The following is a 12,906-nucleotide window of genomic DNA, read 5'->3' as shown; positions in this document are numbered from 1 at the left end:
TCGCGCTGAACTGTCTGTCCACTAGTGAACACAAGCAGGACTTCTGCGTTCCACCCGGACACGAGACACGAATCGGGGAGGACACATGAAGATCGCAGCGAGCGAACAGGCGAGTACGGCCGGCAACGGCTTCGGGAACAACCTCCTGCGCGCCTTGAAGCCCGAGGACCTCGCCCTGCTCGAGCCGCTCCTCCAGGATTGGCAAGCCGATGCCGGGACGGTGCTCTACGAGCCCGGCGACAACGTGCAATGCGCCTACTTCCCTTGCGGGCCGAGCCTCGTCTCCTTCATCGTGGTGCTCGACGACGGACGTGCGGTCGAGACGGCCCTGATCGGCCGCGAGGGCGCCGTCGGAGGAATCGTGAGCCAGGGCCGGCTTCCGGCCTATGCGCGCGCCGTGGTGCAGTTCCCCGGTCCGTTCCTGCGGATCCAGGCGGCCGACCTGGAGCGCGCCAAGGCGTCGTCGCCGAGCCTGCGGCACCTGTTCGCCCGCTATGCGGATTGCGTGCTGGCGCAGGTCTTCCAGTCGGTGGCCTGCAATGCCGCCCACAGCATCGAGCAGCGGACGGTCAAATGGCTCATGGCCGCCATCGACCGCACGGGCGATCACGACATTCCCCTGACCCAGGAACAGCTCGCCGGCATGATGGGCGTCGGCCGCTCCTATGTGAGCCGGGTGATCCAGTCCTTGAAGAGCCGGGATGTGCTCGAAACCCGACGCGGGGGCGTCCGCGTGAAGAACTTCGACGAGCTCGGCTCCCTGTCCTGCGGCTGCAACGACGCGCTGCGCCGCCATTTCGACCAGGTGCTCGCGGGCGTCTATCCGAGTCCCGAGGAGAGCTCCGCCCAGAAGGCTCAGTCCGACGGCCGGCGCCCGGGCTCGCGCATGCGGGAGTGACCGGGCGCTCCTGACGCGGTCAATGCCCGGTCGCGGCGTGGGAAGCGGCGACCGGCTTCGATTCCGGAGACCCGCGCTCGCGCAGGAAGACGCCGAGCACGATCAGCACCGCGATCGACAGGAACTCGCTCTGCCAGTTCTGGAAGCTCTCGTACCAGAAACCGGGCTCCAGCAGCGTTTCGGCTATGGTCTGCGTGGGCCGATGGTGCTGAAGCGCCTCCTCGTTCATCCGGCGCGTGCTGCCGGCCAGATGCAGCCAGAACGACATCAGGAACAGCCCCACCAGGGCGATGCTGAGCGAATGCGAATAGAGCTTCAGGAGCAGGCCGCCGCGATGGACCGGCCAGGGCGCGTCGGGATCGCCGCGATGCCTTTCGGGCGCCTCCTCCTCGGGATTGGGTTCGTCGGGCTTCTTGGATTCGGCCGAGCCCTTCTGGACGAGGAAGACCGTCAGAAGGACATAGACCGCCATCTGGAGGAACTCGCTCTCCCAGTTCTCGAACACCGCCGAGATGAAATGGCCGCTGGTCAGGTAGGCTAGAAAGCCGATCTTCGGCAGGCCATGGAGCGACAGCTCCTCGAGATGAGCCCTCCATCCGGTAACCGCCTGGCCCACCAGGGACACCGCGAAGAGGAAAAACAACGCCACGGAAAGCCCGTTGTCTCGCAGGAACCGACGCATACGCCCGACCTCATACGCTGCTACTGTCACGATTGGACAACGCGAAGCTGTGCTTTTCGGTTTCCCGGCCGATCGGCGGCCGCCTAACGCGCCTCCTCGGGAGCCTGGGAGCGGATGGCGTCCAGCAGTTCGTCGTCGGACAGGCGGCTTTCCCAATCCGAGGGCAGCTCCAGGCGGACGGACTTCGCGCCGCCGCTCGGGGTGCAGACGACATGGACCTCGTCCGGCGAGCCTTCCACGCGGGCGGCGTCCGCCTTTTCCGGGTCGTCGCCCAGCCCGGCGAAGGCCTGGATGCAGGACCATGTGATTCCGTCGGCGTCGGTGATCTCGCGCGGCATCGTGCCTCCTTCGTCGCGCCGGCCTTCCGGCTGCTGGTGTTCGACAACGGCCCAGCCGGGAATTCGTGCCTAAGATCCGGCCGAGAGGCCGAGGATGCGGGGCCCGGGTTCGAAAAAATCGATCTTCTTTGCAGATTCGACATGACATCTGTCGATCAAAGCTCGTAACCTTCTTGCCCTTGGGCTGCGGGCGCGCTACGCCTATGGCTCGAACACACGAGAGACTTTAGAAGGCATACGGATGGGCCGGGGTAACGAGCACCGCAATCGCCAACGCCAATTTGGCGGTCAGCCCGCGGATCCGTGGGGCGACTACGCTCCACCGCAACCGTCATACGATCGCGCACCGCGCCCACAGGCACCTCGGTCGGGATCGGACCGCGAGGCCGAGGCCCGCGTGAAATGGTTCAACCCGGAGAAGGGGTTCGGCTTCGTCGAGCTGACCGACGGCTCCGGCGAGGCGTTCCTGCACATCAGGCAGGTCGAGGCCTCGGGCCACACCACCCTGCCCTCCGGCGCGACGCTGGTGGTTCAGGTCGGACCGGGCCAGAAGGGCGCCCAGGTCAACGAGATCGTGAGCGTCGACACCAGCACGGCCGAGCCCGAGCGCGGCCGGCGCCCGCGTCCGGAAGGCGGAGGAGGAGCCCCGTTCGGCAGCCGCCCGCCGCGCTCCAGCGGTCCCGGCCAGTCGCGGCCGATCGACGCGGTGCCGGACACCCTCGGCACCGTGAAGTGGTACAACGAGACCAAGGGCTTCGGCTTCATCGCCGTCGACGGCGAGCCGAAGGACCTCTTCGTCCACGTCTCCGTCCTGGAGCGCGCCGGCATCAGCCGGCTCGATCAGGGCCAGACGGTGCGCGTCGCCATCGTCGATGGCCGCAAGGGCCGCGAGGCGGGAGCGATCGAGCTGGCCTGACCGGCTCCTCGCGCCACTAGGGATTAAGGAAAGGGCGGGTCCTCGGCGGGACCCGCCCTTTTTTCGTTTGGACGCAGCTTCCGGACCGGCCTCAGGCGGCCGTGGCGGCCGGCAGGCCTTCGGCCAGATCGGCGAGCTGGCCCGCGACGATACTCCAGCCTTCATGGAAGCCCATGGCCTCGTGGCGCCTCAGGGTCGCCTCGTCCCAGTGCCGGACGCGGGCGGTGTAGCGGGTGGCCGCGCCCTCCGGCTCGAAGGTGACGATCACGACCATGAACGGGTCCTGCGGAATCCACCCGGTCGCGAACGCGTTGGTGAAGACGATCTTCCGGTTCGGCTCGATCTCGAGAAAAACGCCCTCGGTCGGCATGTCCGTCCCGTCGGGCGAGCGCATTACGATGAGGCCCCGGCCGCCCGGCCTGAGGTCGAGTTCGACCATGGGCGTGGTGTAGGGGCGCGGCGCCCACCATTCGCCGAGACGCTCGGTCCAGACGCGGTAGACGGTTTCGGGAGAGGCCGCGATTCGGCGGGTGATCATGAGCTCGTGGAGGGCGGCGGGCTGGCTGGTCATGGTATTCGTCCCCTTGTTTCCGAAATCAGGATCAGGCCGTCGCCATCTCGCCTGCGGCCTGCGTGGCGGCCGCAACGTCCATCCACATCACCTCGAAGATATGGCCGTCGGGATCCTCGAAGCTGCGGCCATACATGAAGCCGTAATCCTGCTTCGGGCCGGGATCGATCCGCCCGCCGGCGGCTCCTGCCTTCGCGAGCGTGGCGTCGACCGCCTCGCGGCTTTCTTCCGACATACAGATCAGGACCTCCGTCGCGGCCTTGGAGTCCGCGATCGGCTTCGGAGTGAACTGCCGGAACTTGTCATGGGTGAGCAGCATCACGTGGATGGTCTCGGAGAAGACCATGCAGGCGGCGGTGTGGTCGGTGAACTGCTCGTTCTTCACGGCGCCGACAGCCTCGTAGAACGCGACGGCGCGGTCCAGGTCGGCGACGGGAAGGTTGACGAAGATCAGCTTGGACATGGGGTTTCCTCCAGGTTGGTTTGACAACGATTCCGCATTTAGTTATAAAAAGCAACTATGAAGTTAGAAAAAATAACTAAGACTTCCGAAACGGCTCAGAGGCGCCACTACGACGATGCCTGCGCAACGGCGCACGCGCTCGACCTCGTGGGCGAGCGCTGGGCGCTCCTCGTCATGCGCGAGCTCATGCTTGGGCCGCGGCGCTTCAGCGACCTGCGGGCGAGCCTGCCGAGCATCAGCGCCAACGTGCTCACTCAGCGGCTGGAGGGGCTGGAGGCCGCCGGCATCCTCGTACGCCGGCGCCTGTTGCCCCCCGCGGCCACCCAGGTCTACGAGCTGACGGAATGGGGCTACGAGAGCGAGCCGATCTTCCAGGCCCTCGGGCGCTGGGCGGCGCGCTCGCCTGCCCACGACCCATCCCTGCCCTTCAGCAACGTGTCGCTGATGCTCTCCATGCGCACGATGCTCGACGCCGGCAAGGCGGATGGGCTCGACGCACGGATCGGTTTCCGCCTCGGCGAGGAGACCCTGATGGCGCATCTTGCGGACGGGGCCATCGCGATCGCACGCGCGCCGCTCGACGGCGCCGACGTGGTCTTCGCCGGGACGGCCCCCATCGTGGCGGCTGCGCTCTATGGCGGCGTCCCCCTCGCGGCGCTGGAAGCCGACGGAGCGCTGCGCATCGAGGGCGACCGCGCCCTGGCCGAGCGCTTCACGACCCTGTTCCCGCTCCCGCCGAAGGCCGCGCACCCGGCCTCGTCGCCCCAACCCTAGCAGGGCCGGCGCCACGCTCTAGCTCTTGAAAGGCAACACAGCAGGAGCGTGCGATGTCGGAACATACCTACAAGATCGTCGAGCTCGTCGGGTCGTCCCCCACCAGCATCGAGGATGCGATCCAGAACGCCGTGAAGCGCGCGGATCAGACCCTGCGCTCCCTGCGCTGGTTCGAGGTCGTGCAGACCCGCGGCCATGTGGAGAACGGTCAGGTGAAGCACTATCAGGTCGTCCTGAAGGTCGGCTTCACGCTGGAAGGCGAATATCCGATCTGAGCACCGGGGTGCCAAACGAAAAAGGGCTCCGCCCTGCGGAGCCCTTCGTGTCGGAATCGGTCGGGCCGATCAGGCGGCCTTTGCGGGAGCCGGGGCCTTGCCCCACACCTCCTCGGCGATCTCGATGATCATGCGCAGCTTCGCCCACTGCTCGTCCTCGGCGAGGGTGTTGCCCTCCTCGGTCGACGCGAAGCCGCATTGCGGCGACAGGCAGAGCTGCTCGAGGTCGACGTACTTCGTCGCCTCCTCGATGCGGCGCTTGATGTCGTCCTTCTTCTCGAGCGTGCCGGTCTTGGAGGTGACGAGGCCGAGCACGACCTGCTTGCCCTTGGGCAGGAAGCGCAGGGGCTCGAAGCCGCCGGCGCGGTCCGTGTCCCATTCCATGAAATAGCCGTCGATCGGCATGGCGTTGAACAGGATCTCGGCCACCGGCTCGTAGCCGCCGGACGCGATGAAGGTCGAGCGGAAGTTGCCGCGGCACAGATGCATCGTGACCGCGAGGTCGGACGGCTTGTCCTTCAGGGCCTCGCGCACCATGCCGGCATAGATGTCGGGCTGCTTCTCGGGGTCGTCGCCGCGCTCGCGCAGCATTTCGCGCTGGGCGGGATCGCAAAGATACGCGAACGAGATGTCGTCGAGCTGGAGATACCGGCAGCCGGCGTCGTAGAAGGCGTGCACCGCCTTGTTGTAGGCCGCGCCCACATCCGCATAGAAATTGTCCATGTCTGGATAGACGCCCATGTTCATCATCTTCCGGCCGCCGCGATAGTGCAGCATGCTCGGGCCCGGAATCGTCATCTTGGCGACGCGGCTCGTGTTCTCCTTCACGAACCGGAAGTGGTCGATCATCGGGTGGTCGCTGAAGCCGACCTTGCCGGTGACGCGCAGCGCCTTAGCGATGCCGACGCCGCCCTTGAAGTTCATGCCGGAATCGGCCTCGATCGAGGTGACGCCGTCGAGGTGTTCCAGGAAGTCGAAATGCCAGTAGGCGCGGCGGAACTCACCGTCCGTCACGGCCTTGAGGCCGATCTCCTCCTGGCGCTTGATCAGCGCGCGGATCTCCTGGTCCTCGACCGCCTTGAGGGCCTCGTCCGAGATCTCGCCGCGATGATGCTTCTCGCGCGCTTCCTTGAGGGGCCGCGTGCGCAGCAGGCTGCCGACCATGTCGGCCCGGAACGGAGGTGTGGTGCGTTGCATGAGAGATTGTCTCCTTCAGAGTTGGGGGATCATGCCTGCGGCGGCAGGCGAAGCAAGGATTTCTTCGCCGCTCCGTGCCGCCGGAAGACGCGAGGAGGCGCCGTCCGCTCGGACGGCGCCTCCTGGTCGTCAGATCAGTTGGCCTTAGCGGCCTTGACCGGGTCCTTGACGTTCGGGATGGTGGCGAACTCGACGTTGTAGAGCTCGCCGTTCACCCGCTCGACCTTGCGCACGTAGATGTTCTGCACGATGTCGCGGGTCTGCGGGTCGATCGAGACCGGGCCGCGCGGGCTGGTCCAGCTCAGGCCCTTCATGGCGTCGATCAGCGCCTGGCCGCCGGCCCCGTTGGTCTTCTTCAGCCCTTCGTAGATCAGGTGCATGCCGTCATAGCCGCCCACCGCCATGAAGTTCGGCCGCATGCCGCCGTTGGCCTTCTTGAACGCCTCCACGAACGCCTTGTTCTCCGGGCTGTCGTGCGACGCGGAATAATGATGCGAGGTCACGGCGCCGAGCGCCACGTCTCCGATGTTGTTGAGCAGGTCGTCGTCCGTGACGCTGCCCTCCGCCAAGAACCGGATGCCGCTCTTGTCGAGGCCGCGCTCGACGAACTGCTTCATGAACTGCGCGCCGACGCCGGACGGCACGAAGGCGAGAAGCGCATCGGGCTTGGCGTCGGCCACCTTCTGCAGGAAGGGCGAGAAGTCGGGGTTCGCCAACGGCACCCGCAGGTTCTCCACCTGCCCGCCCGCCTTGGTGAAGGTCTCCGAGAACGCCTTTTCCACGTCGATGCCCGGGCCGTAATCGGACACGAGGGTCACGACCTTCTTGAGGCCCTCCTTCGAAGCCCATTCGGCGAGCGGGACGGTGGCCTGCGCGGCCGTGAAGCTGGTGCGCACGACGAAGGGCGACTGCTCGGTGATGATCGAGGTGGCGGCCGCCATCACGACCTCCGGCACCTTGGCCTGCGTCGCCAGAGGCGCCGTGGCGAGGGCCAGCGGCGTGAGGCCGAACCCGGCGAGGACCGCGGCCTTCTCCTGGACGATCAATTCCTGGGCGAGGCGCTTGGTGACGTCGGCGACGCCGGTATCGTCCTTGACGATGAGCTGGATCTTCTTGCCCGCCACCGTGTCGCCGTTCTGCTGCATGTACAGCTTCGCGGCCGCCTCGATCTGCCGCCCCGTCGAGGCGAAAGGCCCCGTCATCGGCAGGATCAGGCCGATCTTCACCGTCTCCTGTGCCCATGCGAAGCCTGCGCTGAGCGAAAGCGCCAGCGCGGCTGCGCCCGCCTTTAGAACCGTCCGTCGTTTCATGCGTCTCCTCCTGTGGATGTTCCCTCGGCCCGGGCTCTCCAGCGGCCCGGTTTTCCGTTTTTTGAAAGGCTAGCGCGTCATCGGGTCGATCCGATGCGCCTGGAAGCGGGATGCGAGCGCCGTGATCTCGATGGATTGCACGAGGCCGTTGAGCGCGTAAGGATCGCTCTCGGCAAAGGCCTGGGCGGCCTCGCGGGTGGGCGCTTCGAGCACGCCGAAATTGCCGATCGGCGTCTCGCCGTCGTCCTCGGTCAGGGCGCTGCCGATCAGCACCTTCGCGAGCCCGCCGCCGCCCGTGGCCACGTGCTGCCGGTGTGCGTCACGGTGCCGTTCGCGCAGGTCGTCGGCGTTCGCCCGGTGGCGGCAGATCATGAGCCAGTACATGGGATCACGCCGCCGCGGCCGGAGCGGCCGCTTCCTTGTTTTCCATCACGATCATGCCGGCACCCGTCATGGAGGCGGGCACGAAATAGTGCTTGTGCCGCACCACCACGTCGCGGTCCATGGCGCCGCGCATGACGAGCCACATCATCAGCTCGGCGCCCTCGCTGCCGAACATCTCCACGTACTGCTCGCGCGACATGGCCGCGAGCTTGTCGGGGTTGTCGGCGATGTCTTTCAGGAACGCCTGGTCGGCCTCCGGGTTGACGAAGCCGGCGCGCGCGCCCTGGAGCTGGTGCGAGAGCCCGCCCGTGCCGAGGATCACGAAGCGCTCGTCGCTGTCGTAGCTCTCGATCGCCTGACGGAGCACGCGACCCATCTCGTAGCAGCGGCTCGGAAGCGGGATCGGGTACTGGATCACGTTGACGAAGATCGGCACCACCTTGACGGGCCACTCGGCCGGGCGGCCCCAGAACAGCTCCATCGGCACCTGGAGGCCGTGATCGACCTCGATCTCCTGGCAGATCATCGGGTCGAACCGGTTCTCCACCAGCGTGTCGATGAAGTGCCACGAGAAATCGACCTCGCCCTTGAACGGCGCGATCGGACGCGGCCCCCACCCCTCGTCGACCGGGCGGTATTCCTCCGCGCAGCCGACCGCGAAGGTCGGCACCTTGTCGAGGAAGAAGGTGTTGCCGTGATCGTTGAAGATGACGACGGCGACGTCGGGCCTGTGCTCCTTCACCCAGTCCTGGCCGGGAATGTAGCCGTCGAAAAAGGCCTTCCAGTCCGGCGTGTCGCGCAGGCCCTTGTCGAGCGCCGCCGCGATCGAGGGAACGTGAGAGGTTCCCAGACCTCCGATGAGCTTTGCCATGGCTATTTCTTCCCTAAACGGTCGCGCAGGAAATCCGCGTGGTCCATGCCCGCCTGATGGGCGCCGATCTCGGTGATGCGGACCGGGTCGACGGCGGAGATCTTGAGAATGAAGAACAGGTTGCCGCCGAGCCGCACCATCTCGCGCCAGTTGCGCGACATCACCGCCTCCTTCTCCTCGGGCGTGAGGCCGAAGCGGTCGAGGTAGGCGCCCTCGTCCTGGCGGAACGCCTCCCGGTTCTCAGGCTTGCTCAAGCCCATGGCCATCTTGTTGATGCGGTATCCGGCCAGCGAGCGCTTGCGGTCGAAGAGCGGCGTATCCGGAATGCGGTCCGATGCATCCTTGTCGTCCATGCGTATCACCTCCCCGATGCGGCGGCCCGAGGGGCGCCCGCATTCTCGTTCTTGAAACCCAGCCAGCGCAGCAGCGCCTGCGAGACCTGCTCGGGCTGCTCCACGAGCGACATGTGCCCGCTGTCCTCGATGACCACGAGCTCCGCGTTCGGGAGCGCGGCGGCGATCTCCTCGTGCTGCGCGAGCGGGCTCCAGCGGTCCTGGCGCCCGACCATGACGAGGGTCGGGCAGGCGATGCCCGACAGGTAGGCCCGGGCGTCCGGCCGGTCGAGCAGCGCCCGGATCTGGCGCTGGTGCTGCTCGGGCGTGGCGCGCAGGACCATAGCCTTCAGCGGCTCCATGAGCGCCCGGTCCTCGACGCGATCCTCGTGCACCATGGGCGGCAGCCATTTCTCCGCCAGGGAGCCCATGCCCTGCGCGAAGGCGAGGTCGACGAGCACCTGCCGGTTCGCCTCCTCCCCGTCCCGGCGCGGATGGATCCCCGTGTCGATCAGGGCGAGGCGCTCGACGCGCTCGGGTGCGAGACGGGCCATCTCCATGGCGGCCCTTGCGCCCATGGAATGGCCGATGACCGTGACGGGACCGTCCGCGAGCGCCAAGGCCGAGCGGGCCATGCCTTCGATGGAATCGTGCCGCGAGAAATCCGCCACGACGACGTCCGCATGAGGCTTCAAGGCCTCGACCTGCGCGGCCCAGACACTGGCGTCGCAGAGGAGGCCCGGCAGGAGAATGATGGTCGGTCGCTTGCTCATGGGTTCGTGCACATGGTTCCGGTTACGCGCGGACGCGCCTCCTGATGAGGGTGGCGCCCGGCACGAGATCGAAGATCCGCTGATTGGACAGAGCGAGTTCCAAGTTGCGGTGGGCGAGCCGCGCATGCTCGCGCATGATCGCCTCCGCGCGCCCGCTCTCCCGGCGCTCAATGGCGTTGAGGACGCAGCGGTGCTGGTCCTGCGCGACCGTGAGGATGTGGTGCGCCTCCGGGGCGTTCGACTGCGCCTCCACGAAGGCGCTGGGCGATGCGAAGGGCAGCGCGCTCGCCCGTTCGAGCTGCCGCGCCAGCGCTTGGCTTCCGGCGAGATCGATCAGGAAAGCGTGGAACTGCGCGTTCAGCTCTACGTAGCGCGAGATCGCGTCCACGTCGAAAGCCTCGCGCCGCACGACCTCGTCGATGGCGTCGAGATAGGCTGACGCCGTCTGGAGATCCGTGCGGCTGGCGCCGCGCTCGGCAGCCAACCGCGCCGCCAGCCCTTCGAGCGTGCCGCGGATCTCGATGGCCTCGAACACCTCGCGCTCGGAGAACGCCCGCACCGCGAACCCGCCGGACGGAATGGCCTCGAGCAGCCCCTCCTCCTCCAGCCGCACGAGCGCCATGCGCACCGGCGTGCGCGAGACGCCGAGCCTGTCCACCATCTGGAGTTCGGAGACGCGCTCGCCCGGGCTCAAGGATCCGGTGAGGATGAGGTCGCGCAGGGCGAGCTGCGCCTTCACGGTCTGGGACACGGCCCGTTCGCCACCCTTGTCAGCCACCATGGGAGCCCCCGTTCGTCATGCGCTCCAGCCGTGCGATGACGCGCCGGTGATGAACGCTGCGGCTGTTGCGGGATCGCGACATCAGGCGGCCCTGTCGGCGGTGTCGATGGTGATGCTGCCGCCGGCGACCCGGGACACGCAGGTGCAGAGCTTCACGTTCGCGGCCTTCTCCTCGTCGCTGAAGAAGACGTCGCGGTGGTCGACGATTCCGTCCGTCTCCAGGATCGGCAGCGCGCACAGCCCGCACTCGCCGCGGCGGCAGTCGGAGATCATGCCGACGCCCGCTTCCTCCAGCGCATCCAGCAAGGTTTTGTTCTGCGGAACCTCGATCTCCATGTGCAGCCGCGGGATCTTCACCCGGAAGGCTTCGGACGGATAGCGGCCGCTGTTGCCGAAGGTCTCGAAGCGCAGTTGATCCACCGGACGGCCGCTCGCGTGCCAGGCGCGCTTGGCGGCCTCCAGCATGCCGATGGGGCCGCAGACATAGAGCTCGCCGCCCGGTGCGAGGCGGGCGATCTCCGCGTCGAGATCGGCGCGCTGCCCCTCCTCGTCCACGAAGACCTGAAGGCGCGGCCCGAGGCGCTCCTGCAGGTCGTCGAGGAACGCGAAGTCCTGCCGGCGCCGGCAGGCATAGAGGAGCCGGACATTCGCGCCGGCCTGCGCGAGGGCGAGCGCCATCGTGTAGATCGGCGTGATGCCGATGCCGCCTGCGAGCAGCAGGTATTCGGGCCGGCCGCGGCTGAGCTCGAAATGATTGCCCGGCGTCGAGACGGTGAGCTTGGCGCCAGGCGCGAGGCTCCACATATAGGCCGAGCCGCCGCGGGTATCCCCCAACAGCTTCACGGCGATCTGATAGAACCCGTCCGTGCAGGGGCCGACGATCGAGTAGGACCGTACGTCCGCGCGGCCGTCGATCAGCACCGCGACGTTGATGTGGCTGCCCGGCGTCGGATGCACGAACTCGCCCTCAGGCTCGATCTCGAAGAGCCGGATGTCGGGCGTGAGATCCCGGATGCTGCGCAGGGTCGCGCCGCCCCATTCGACGGGCTCGCTCATGGCCCGCGACCTACTCGGCCGCCTGGCTGGGCACGTGGGGCTTCGGGTGCTCCTCGGCCAGCATGGCGTCGATCAGCTTACGGGCCCACAGAGCGCCGGCATCGATGTTGAGGTTGTAGAAGGGCATGCGCGGATTGCGGTCGATGGCCTTCTGCTGCGCCTCCAGCACCACGTGGTCCTGGTCGTAGACGCCCTTGCCCTCGTTGACGTGCGCCTTCTGGATGTCGCGCGAGAGCTGCTCGTCGTCGGTCCGGAAGGTGCGCACGAAGTTCCAAAAATAGTGGCAGGTTTTTTCCGTCGCGGGCGTGATCGCCGCCAGGAACGCGCCGTTGACGCCCTGCGAGCGGTCTCCTTGCGGCGCTCCCGTGCCGGTGACGGCGACGCCCACGTCGCCCACCACGGTGGACGGGGCCTGGAAATAGATGATCTGCCAGCGGTCCACGTGTTCGCCCGGGCGGTTGAGCTGCTTGGCCCAGAAGGGCGGCGGCTCGATATCGATCATCCAGCGGGTCACGGTGGCGGTCCGCTCCGTATGAGTCACGTCGAAGGGCGCGCTGGTGATGGCCTCGTCGCCGATGCTGCCCGCATGGACGTAGGTCTCGTGGGTCAGGTCCATGAGGTTGTCGATCACGAGCCGGTAGTCGCAGCCGAGATCGTAGAAGGTGCCGCCCTCCCCGACCCAGTCGGTGCCGTCGTTCCAGTGGAAGTCCGGGATCTTGGCCGGATCCGCGAGCGCCGGATCGCCGGGCCAGAGCCACACGAGCCGATGGCGCTCGACGACCGGATAAGCGCGCACGCAAGCCGACGGGTTGATGGTCTTCTGGGCCGGCATGTAGGTGCAGCGCCCGGCGGCGTTGAAGACGAGGCCGTGATAGCCGCAGACGACCTCGTCGCCCTTCAGATGTCCCATGGAGAGCGGCAGCAGCCGGTGCCAGCAGGCATCCTCCAGGGCCGTGACCTGGCCGTCGGTGCGCCGGTAGAGCACGACGTCATGGTCGCAGATCGTCCTGGCCGCGAGCTCGTGCTTGATCTCATGGCTCCAGGCGGCCGCATACCAGGCATTCAGGGGAAATGGCTTGGCGTCCATGCTTGTTTCCTCCGTTGGGGACAGAGTGTATACAGACCTTCCCTTGCGGCAAGCCTGCTCGCCCGCGAAATCGTTGCTGCGCCGCAGCAATAGAGGCGGATATGGGATCTTATGTATACATAGTCCTGGGATAGGAGTGTCTCGGCCTCTGCGACTCAAGGACGAGACCGCCCGCCTGCTCGAGCAGAAGGCCGCCTG

The 12,906-nt window shown here is 67.1% G+C and carries 17 protein-coding genes; 4 read left to right on the top strand and 13 right to left on the bottom strand.

What is annotated here, in order from left to right; genetic code table 11:
- Positions 1-85: 85 nt before the first annotated feature.
- Positions 86-898: a Crp/Fnr family transcriptional regulator gene (locus DES45_RS03420; protein WP_114768543.1), complete on the top strand. Its 813-nt coding sequence runs from the start codon at positions 86-88 to the stop codon at positions 896-898.
- A gap of 19 nt (positions 899-917) precedes the next feature.
- Here the strand turns inward: DES45_RS03420 and DES45_RS03415 are convergent, their stop codons facing one another.
- Together DES45_RS03415 and DES45_RS03410 are read right to left on the bottom strand one after the other, a co-directional pair.
- Positions 918-1,580, bottom strand: a complete 663-nt coding sequence (locus tag DES45_RS03415) for a DUF6766 family protein (RefSeq protein WP_114768542.1) — start codon at positions 1,578-1,580, stop codon at positions 918-920.
- 83 nt (positions 1,581-1,663) lie between these two features.
- Positions 1,664-1,918 carry a hypothetical protein gene (locus tag DES45_RS03410; RefSeq protein WP_114768541.1) on the bottom strand — a complete coding sequence of 85 codons (255 nt, stop codon included), beginning with the start codon at positions 1,916-1,918 and terminating at the stop codon, positions 1,664-1,666.
- Between the two features lie 397 nt (positions 1,919-2,315).
- Between DES45_RS03410 and DES45_RS25985 the strand changes: the two genes are divergently transcribed.
- Positions 2,316-2,834, top strand: a complete 519-nt coding sequence (locus DES45_RS25985) for a cold-shock protein (protein ID WP_342633498.1) — start codon at positions 2,316-2,318, stop codon at positions 2,832-2,834.
- A 91-nt stretch (positions 2,835-2,925) separates the two neighbouring features.
- Here the strand turns inward: DES45_RS25985 and DES45_RS03400 are convergent, their stop codons facing one another.
- Complete coding sequence (locus DES45_RS03400; RefSeq protein WP_114768539.1) at positions 2,926-3,405, bottom strand: SRPBCC family protein; 480 nt, start codon at positions 3,403-3,405, stop codon at positions 2,926-2,928.
- Positions 3,406-3,436: 31 nt separating this feature from the next.
- Entirely contained in the window at positions 3,437-3,868 is a 432-nt protein-coding gene (locus DES45_RS03395; protein WP_114768538.1) for a VOC family protein, read from the bottom strand.
- 57 nt (positions 3,869-3,925) lie between these two features.
- Here DES45_RS03395 and DES45_RS03390 point away from each other — a divergent pair, with 57 nt between their 5' ends.
- A complete protein-coding gene (locus tag DES45_RS03390; RefSeq protein ID WP_114768537.1) occupies positions 3,926-4,642 on the top strand; it encodes a winged helix-turn-helix transcriptional regulator in 717 nt (238 codons plus the stop codon).
- Between the two features lie 53 nt (positions 4,643-4,695).
- Entirely contained in the window at positions 4,696-4,917 is a 222-nt protein-coding gene (locus DES45_RS03385; protein ID WP_114768536.1) for a dodecin, read from the top strand.
- 69 nt (positions 4,918-4,986) lie between these two features.
- Here the strand turns inward: DES45_RS03385 and DES45_RS03380 are convergent, their stop codons facing one another.
- From DES45_RS03380 to DES45_RS03340, 9 genes are all read right to left on the bottom strand, one after another.
- On the bottom strand, positions 4,987-6,114 hold the full coding sequence (locus tag DES45_RS03380; protein WP_114768535.1) for a 5-methyltetrahydropteroyltriglutamate--homocysteine S-methyltransferase: 1,128 nt from the start codon (positions 6,112-6,114) through the stop codon (positions 4,987-4,989).
- A 134-nt stretch (positions 6,115-6,248) separates the two neighbouring features.
- Entirely contained in the window at positions 6,249-7,424 is a 1,176-nt protein-coding gene (locus tag DES45_RS03375; protein WP_114768534.1) for an ABC transporter substrate-binding protein, read from the bottom strand.
- Positions 7,425-7,493: 69 nt separating this feature from the next.
- Positions 7,494-7,808, bottom strand: a complete 315-nt coding sequence (locus DES45_RS03370; protein WP_114768533.1) for a YciI family protein — start codon at positions 7,806-7,808, stop codon at positions 7,494-7,496.
- A 4-nt stretch (positions 7,809-7,812) separates the two neighbouring features.
- Complete coding sequence (locus tag DES45_RS03365) at positions 7,813-8,679, bottom strand: class III extradiol dioxygenase family protein (protein WP_114768532.1); 867 nt, start codon at positions 8,677-8,679, stop codon at positions 7,813-7,815.
- A 2-nt stretch (positions 8,680-8,681) separates the two neighbouring features.
- Positions 8,682-9,032: an extradiol ring-cleavage dioxygenase gene (locus DES45_RS03360; RefSeq protein WP_114768531.1), complete on the bottom strand. Its 351-nt coding sequence runs from the start codon at positions 9,030-9,032 to the stop codon at positions 8,682-8,684.
- Positions 9,033-9,037: 5 nt separating this feature from the next.
- Entirely contained in the window at positions 9,038-9,784 is a 747-nt protein-coding gene (locus DES45_RS03355; protein ID WP_114768530.1) for an alpha/beta fold hydrolase, read from the bottom strand.
- Between the two features lie 22 nt (positions 9,785-9,806).
- Entirely contained in the window at positions 9,807-10,562 is a 756-nt protein-coding gene (locus DES45_RS03350; RefSeq protein WP_114768829.1) for a GntR family transcriptional regulator, read from the bottom strand.
- A gap of 84 nt (positions 10,563-10,646) precedes the next feature.
- The gene (locus DES45_RS03345) at positions 10,647-11,621 is read right to left on the bottom strand and encodes a PDR/VanB family oxidoreductase (RefSeq protein ID WP_114768529.1); all 975 of its coding nucleotides are present in this window, start codon (positions 11,619-11,621) and stop codon (positions 10,647-10,649) included.
- A 10-nt stretch (positions 11,622-11,631) separates the two neighbouring features.
- Positions 11,632-12,708 carry an aromatic ring-hydroxylating dioxygenase subunit alpha gene (locus tag DES45_RS03340; protein ID WP_114768528.1) on the bottom strand — a complete coding sequence of 359 codons (1,077 nt, stop codon included), beginning with the start codon at positions 12,706-12,708 and terminating at the stop codon, positions 11,632-11,634.
- Between the last annotated feature and the right edge of the window lie 198 nt (positions 12,709-12,906).

This window comes from Microvirga subterranea (assembly GCF_003350535.1).
Classification (GTDB): domain Bacteria; phylum Pseudomonadota; class Alphaproteobacteria; order Rhizobiales; family Beijerinckiaceae; genus Microvirga; species Microvirga subterranea.
The sequence above is the reverse complement of the archived record's forward strand: the minus strand, read 5'-3'. Positions and strand labels throughout refer to the sequence as shown.

What these genes read in the sequence shown, in the direction of transcription:
- DES45_RS03420 (WP_114768543.1), top strand. Translation starts at nt 86, where the DNA reads ATGAAGATCGCAGCGAGCGAACAGGCGAGTACGGCCGGCAACGGCTTC.
- DES45_RS03415 (WP_114768542.1), bottom strand. Translation starts at nt 1,580, where the DNA reads ATGCGTCGGTTCCTGCGAGACAACGGGCTTTCCGTGGCGTTGTTTTTC.
- DES45_RS03410 (WP_114768541.1), bottom strand. Translation starts at nt 1,918, where the DNA reads ATGCCGCGCGAGATCACCGACGCCGACGGAATCACATGGTCCTGCATC.
- DES45_RS03400 (WP_114768539.1), bottom strand. Translation starts at nt 3,405, where the DNA reads ATGACCAGCCAGCCCGCCGCCCTCCACGAGCTCATGATCACCCGCCGA.
- DES45_RS03395 (WP_114768538.1), bottom strand. Translation starts at nt 3,868, where the DNA reads ATGTCCAAGCTGATCTTCGTCAACCTTCCCGTCGCCGACCTGGACCGC.
- DES45_RS03390 (WP_114768537.1), top strand. Translation starts at nt 3,926, where the DNA reads ATGAAGTTAGAAAAAATAACTAAGACTTCCGAAACGGCTCAGAGGCGC.
- DES45_RS03385 (WP_114768536.1), top strand. Translation starts at nt 4,696, where the DNA reads ATGTCGGAACATACCTACAAGATCGTCGAGCTCGTCGGGTCGTCCCCC.
- DES45_RS03380 (WP_114768535.1), bottom strand. Translation starts at nt 6,114, where the DNA reads ATGCAACGCACCACACCTCCGTTCCGGGCCGACATGGTCGGCAGCCTG.
- DES45_RS03375 (WP_114768534.1), bottom strand. Translation starts at nt 7,424, where the DNA reads ATGAAACGACGGACGGTTCTAAAGGCGGGCGCAGCCGCGCTGGCGCTT.
- DES45_RS03370 (WP_114768533.1), bottom strand. Translation starts at nt 7,808, where the DNA reads ATGTACTGGCTCATGATCTGCCGCCACCGGGCGAACGCCGACGACCTG.
- DES45_RS03365 (WP_114768532.1), bottom strand. Translation starts at nt 8,679, where the DNA reads ATGGCAAAGCTCATCGGAGGTCTGGGAACCTCTCACGTTCCCTCGATC.
- DES45_RS03360 (WP_114768531.1), bottom strand. Translation starts at nt 9,032, where the DNA reads ATGGACGACAAGGATGCATCGGACCGCATTCCGGATACGCCGCTCTTC.
- DES45_RS03355 (WP_114768530.1), bottom strand. Translation starts at nt 9,784, where the DNA reads ATGAGCAAGCGACCGACCATCATTCTCCTGCCGGGCCTCCTCTGCGAC.
- DES45_RS03345 (WP_114768529.1), bottom strand. Translation starts at nt 11,621, where the DNA reads ATGAGCGAGCCCGTCGAATGGGGCGGCGCGACCCTGCGCAGCATCCGG.
- DES45_RS03340 (WP_114768528.1), bottom strand. Translation starts at nt 12,708, where the DNA reads ATGGACGCCAAGCCATTTCCCCTGAATGCCTGGTATGCGGCCGCCTGG.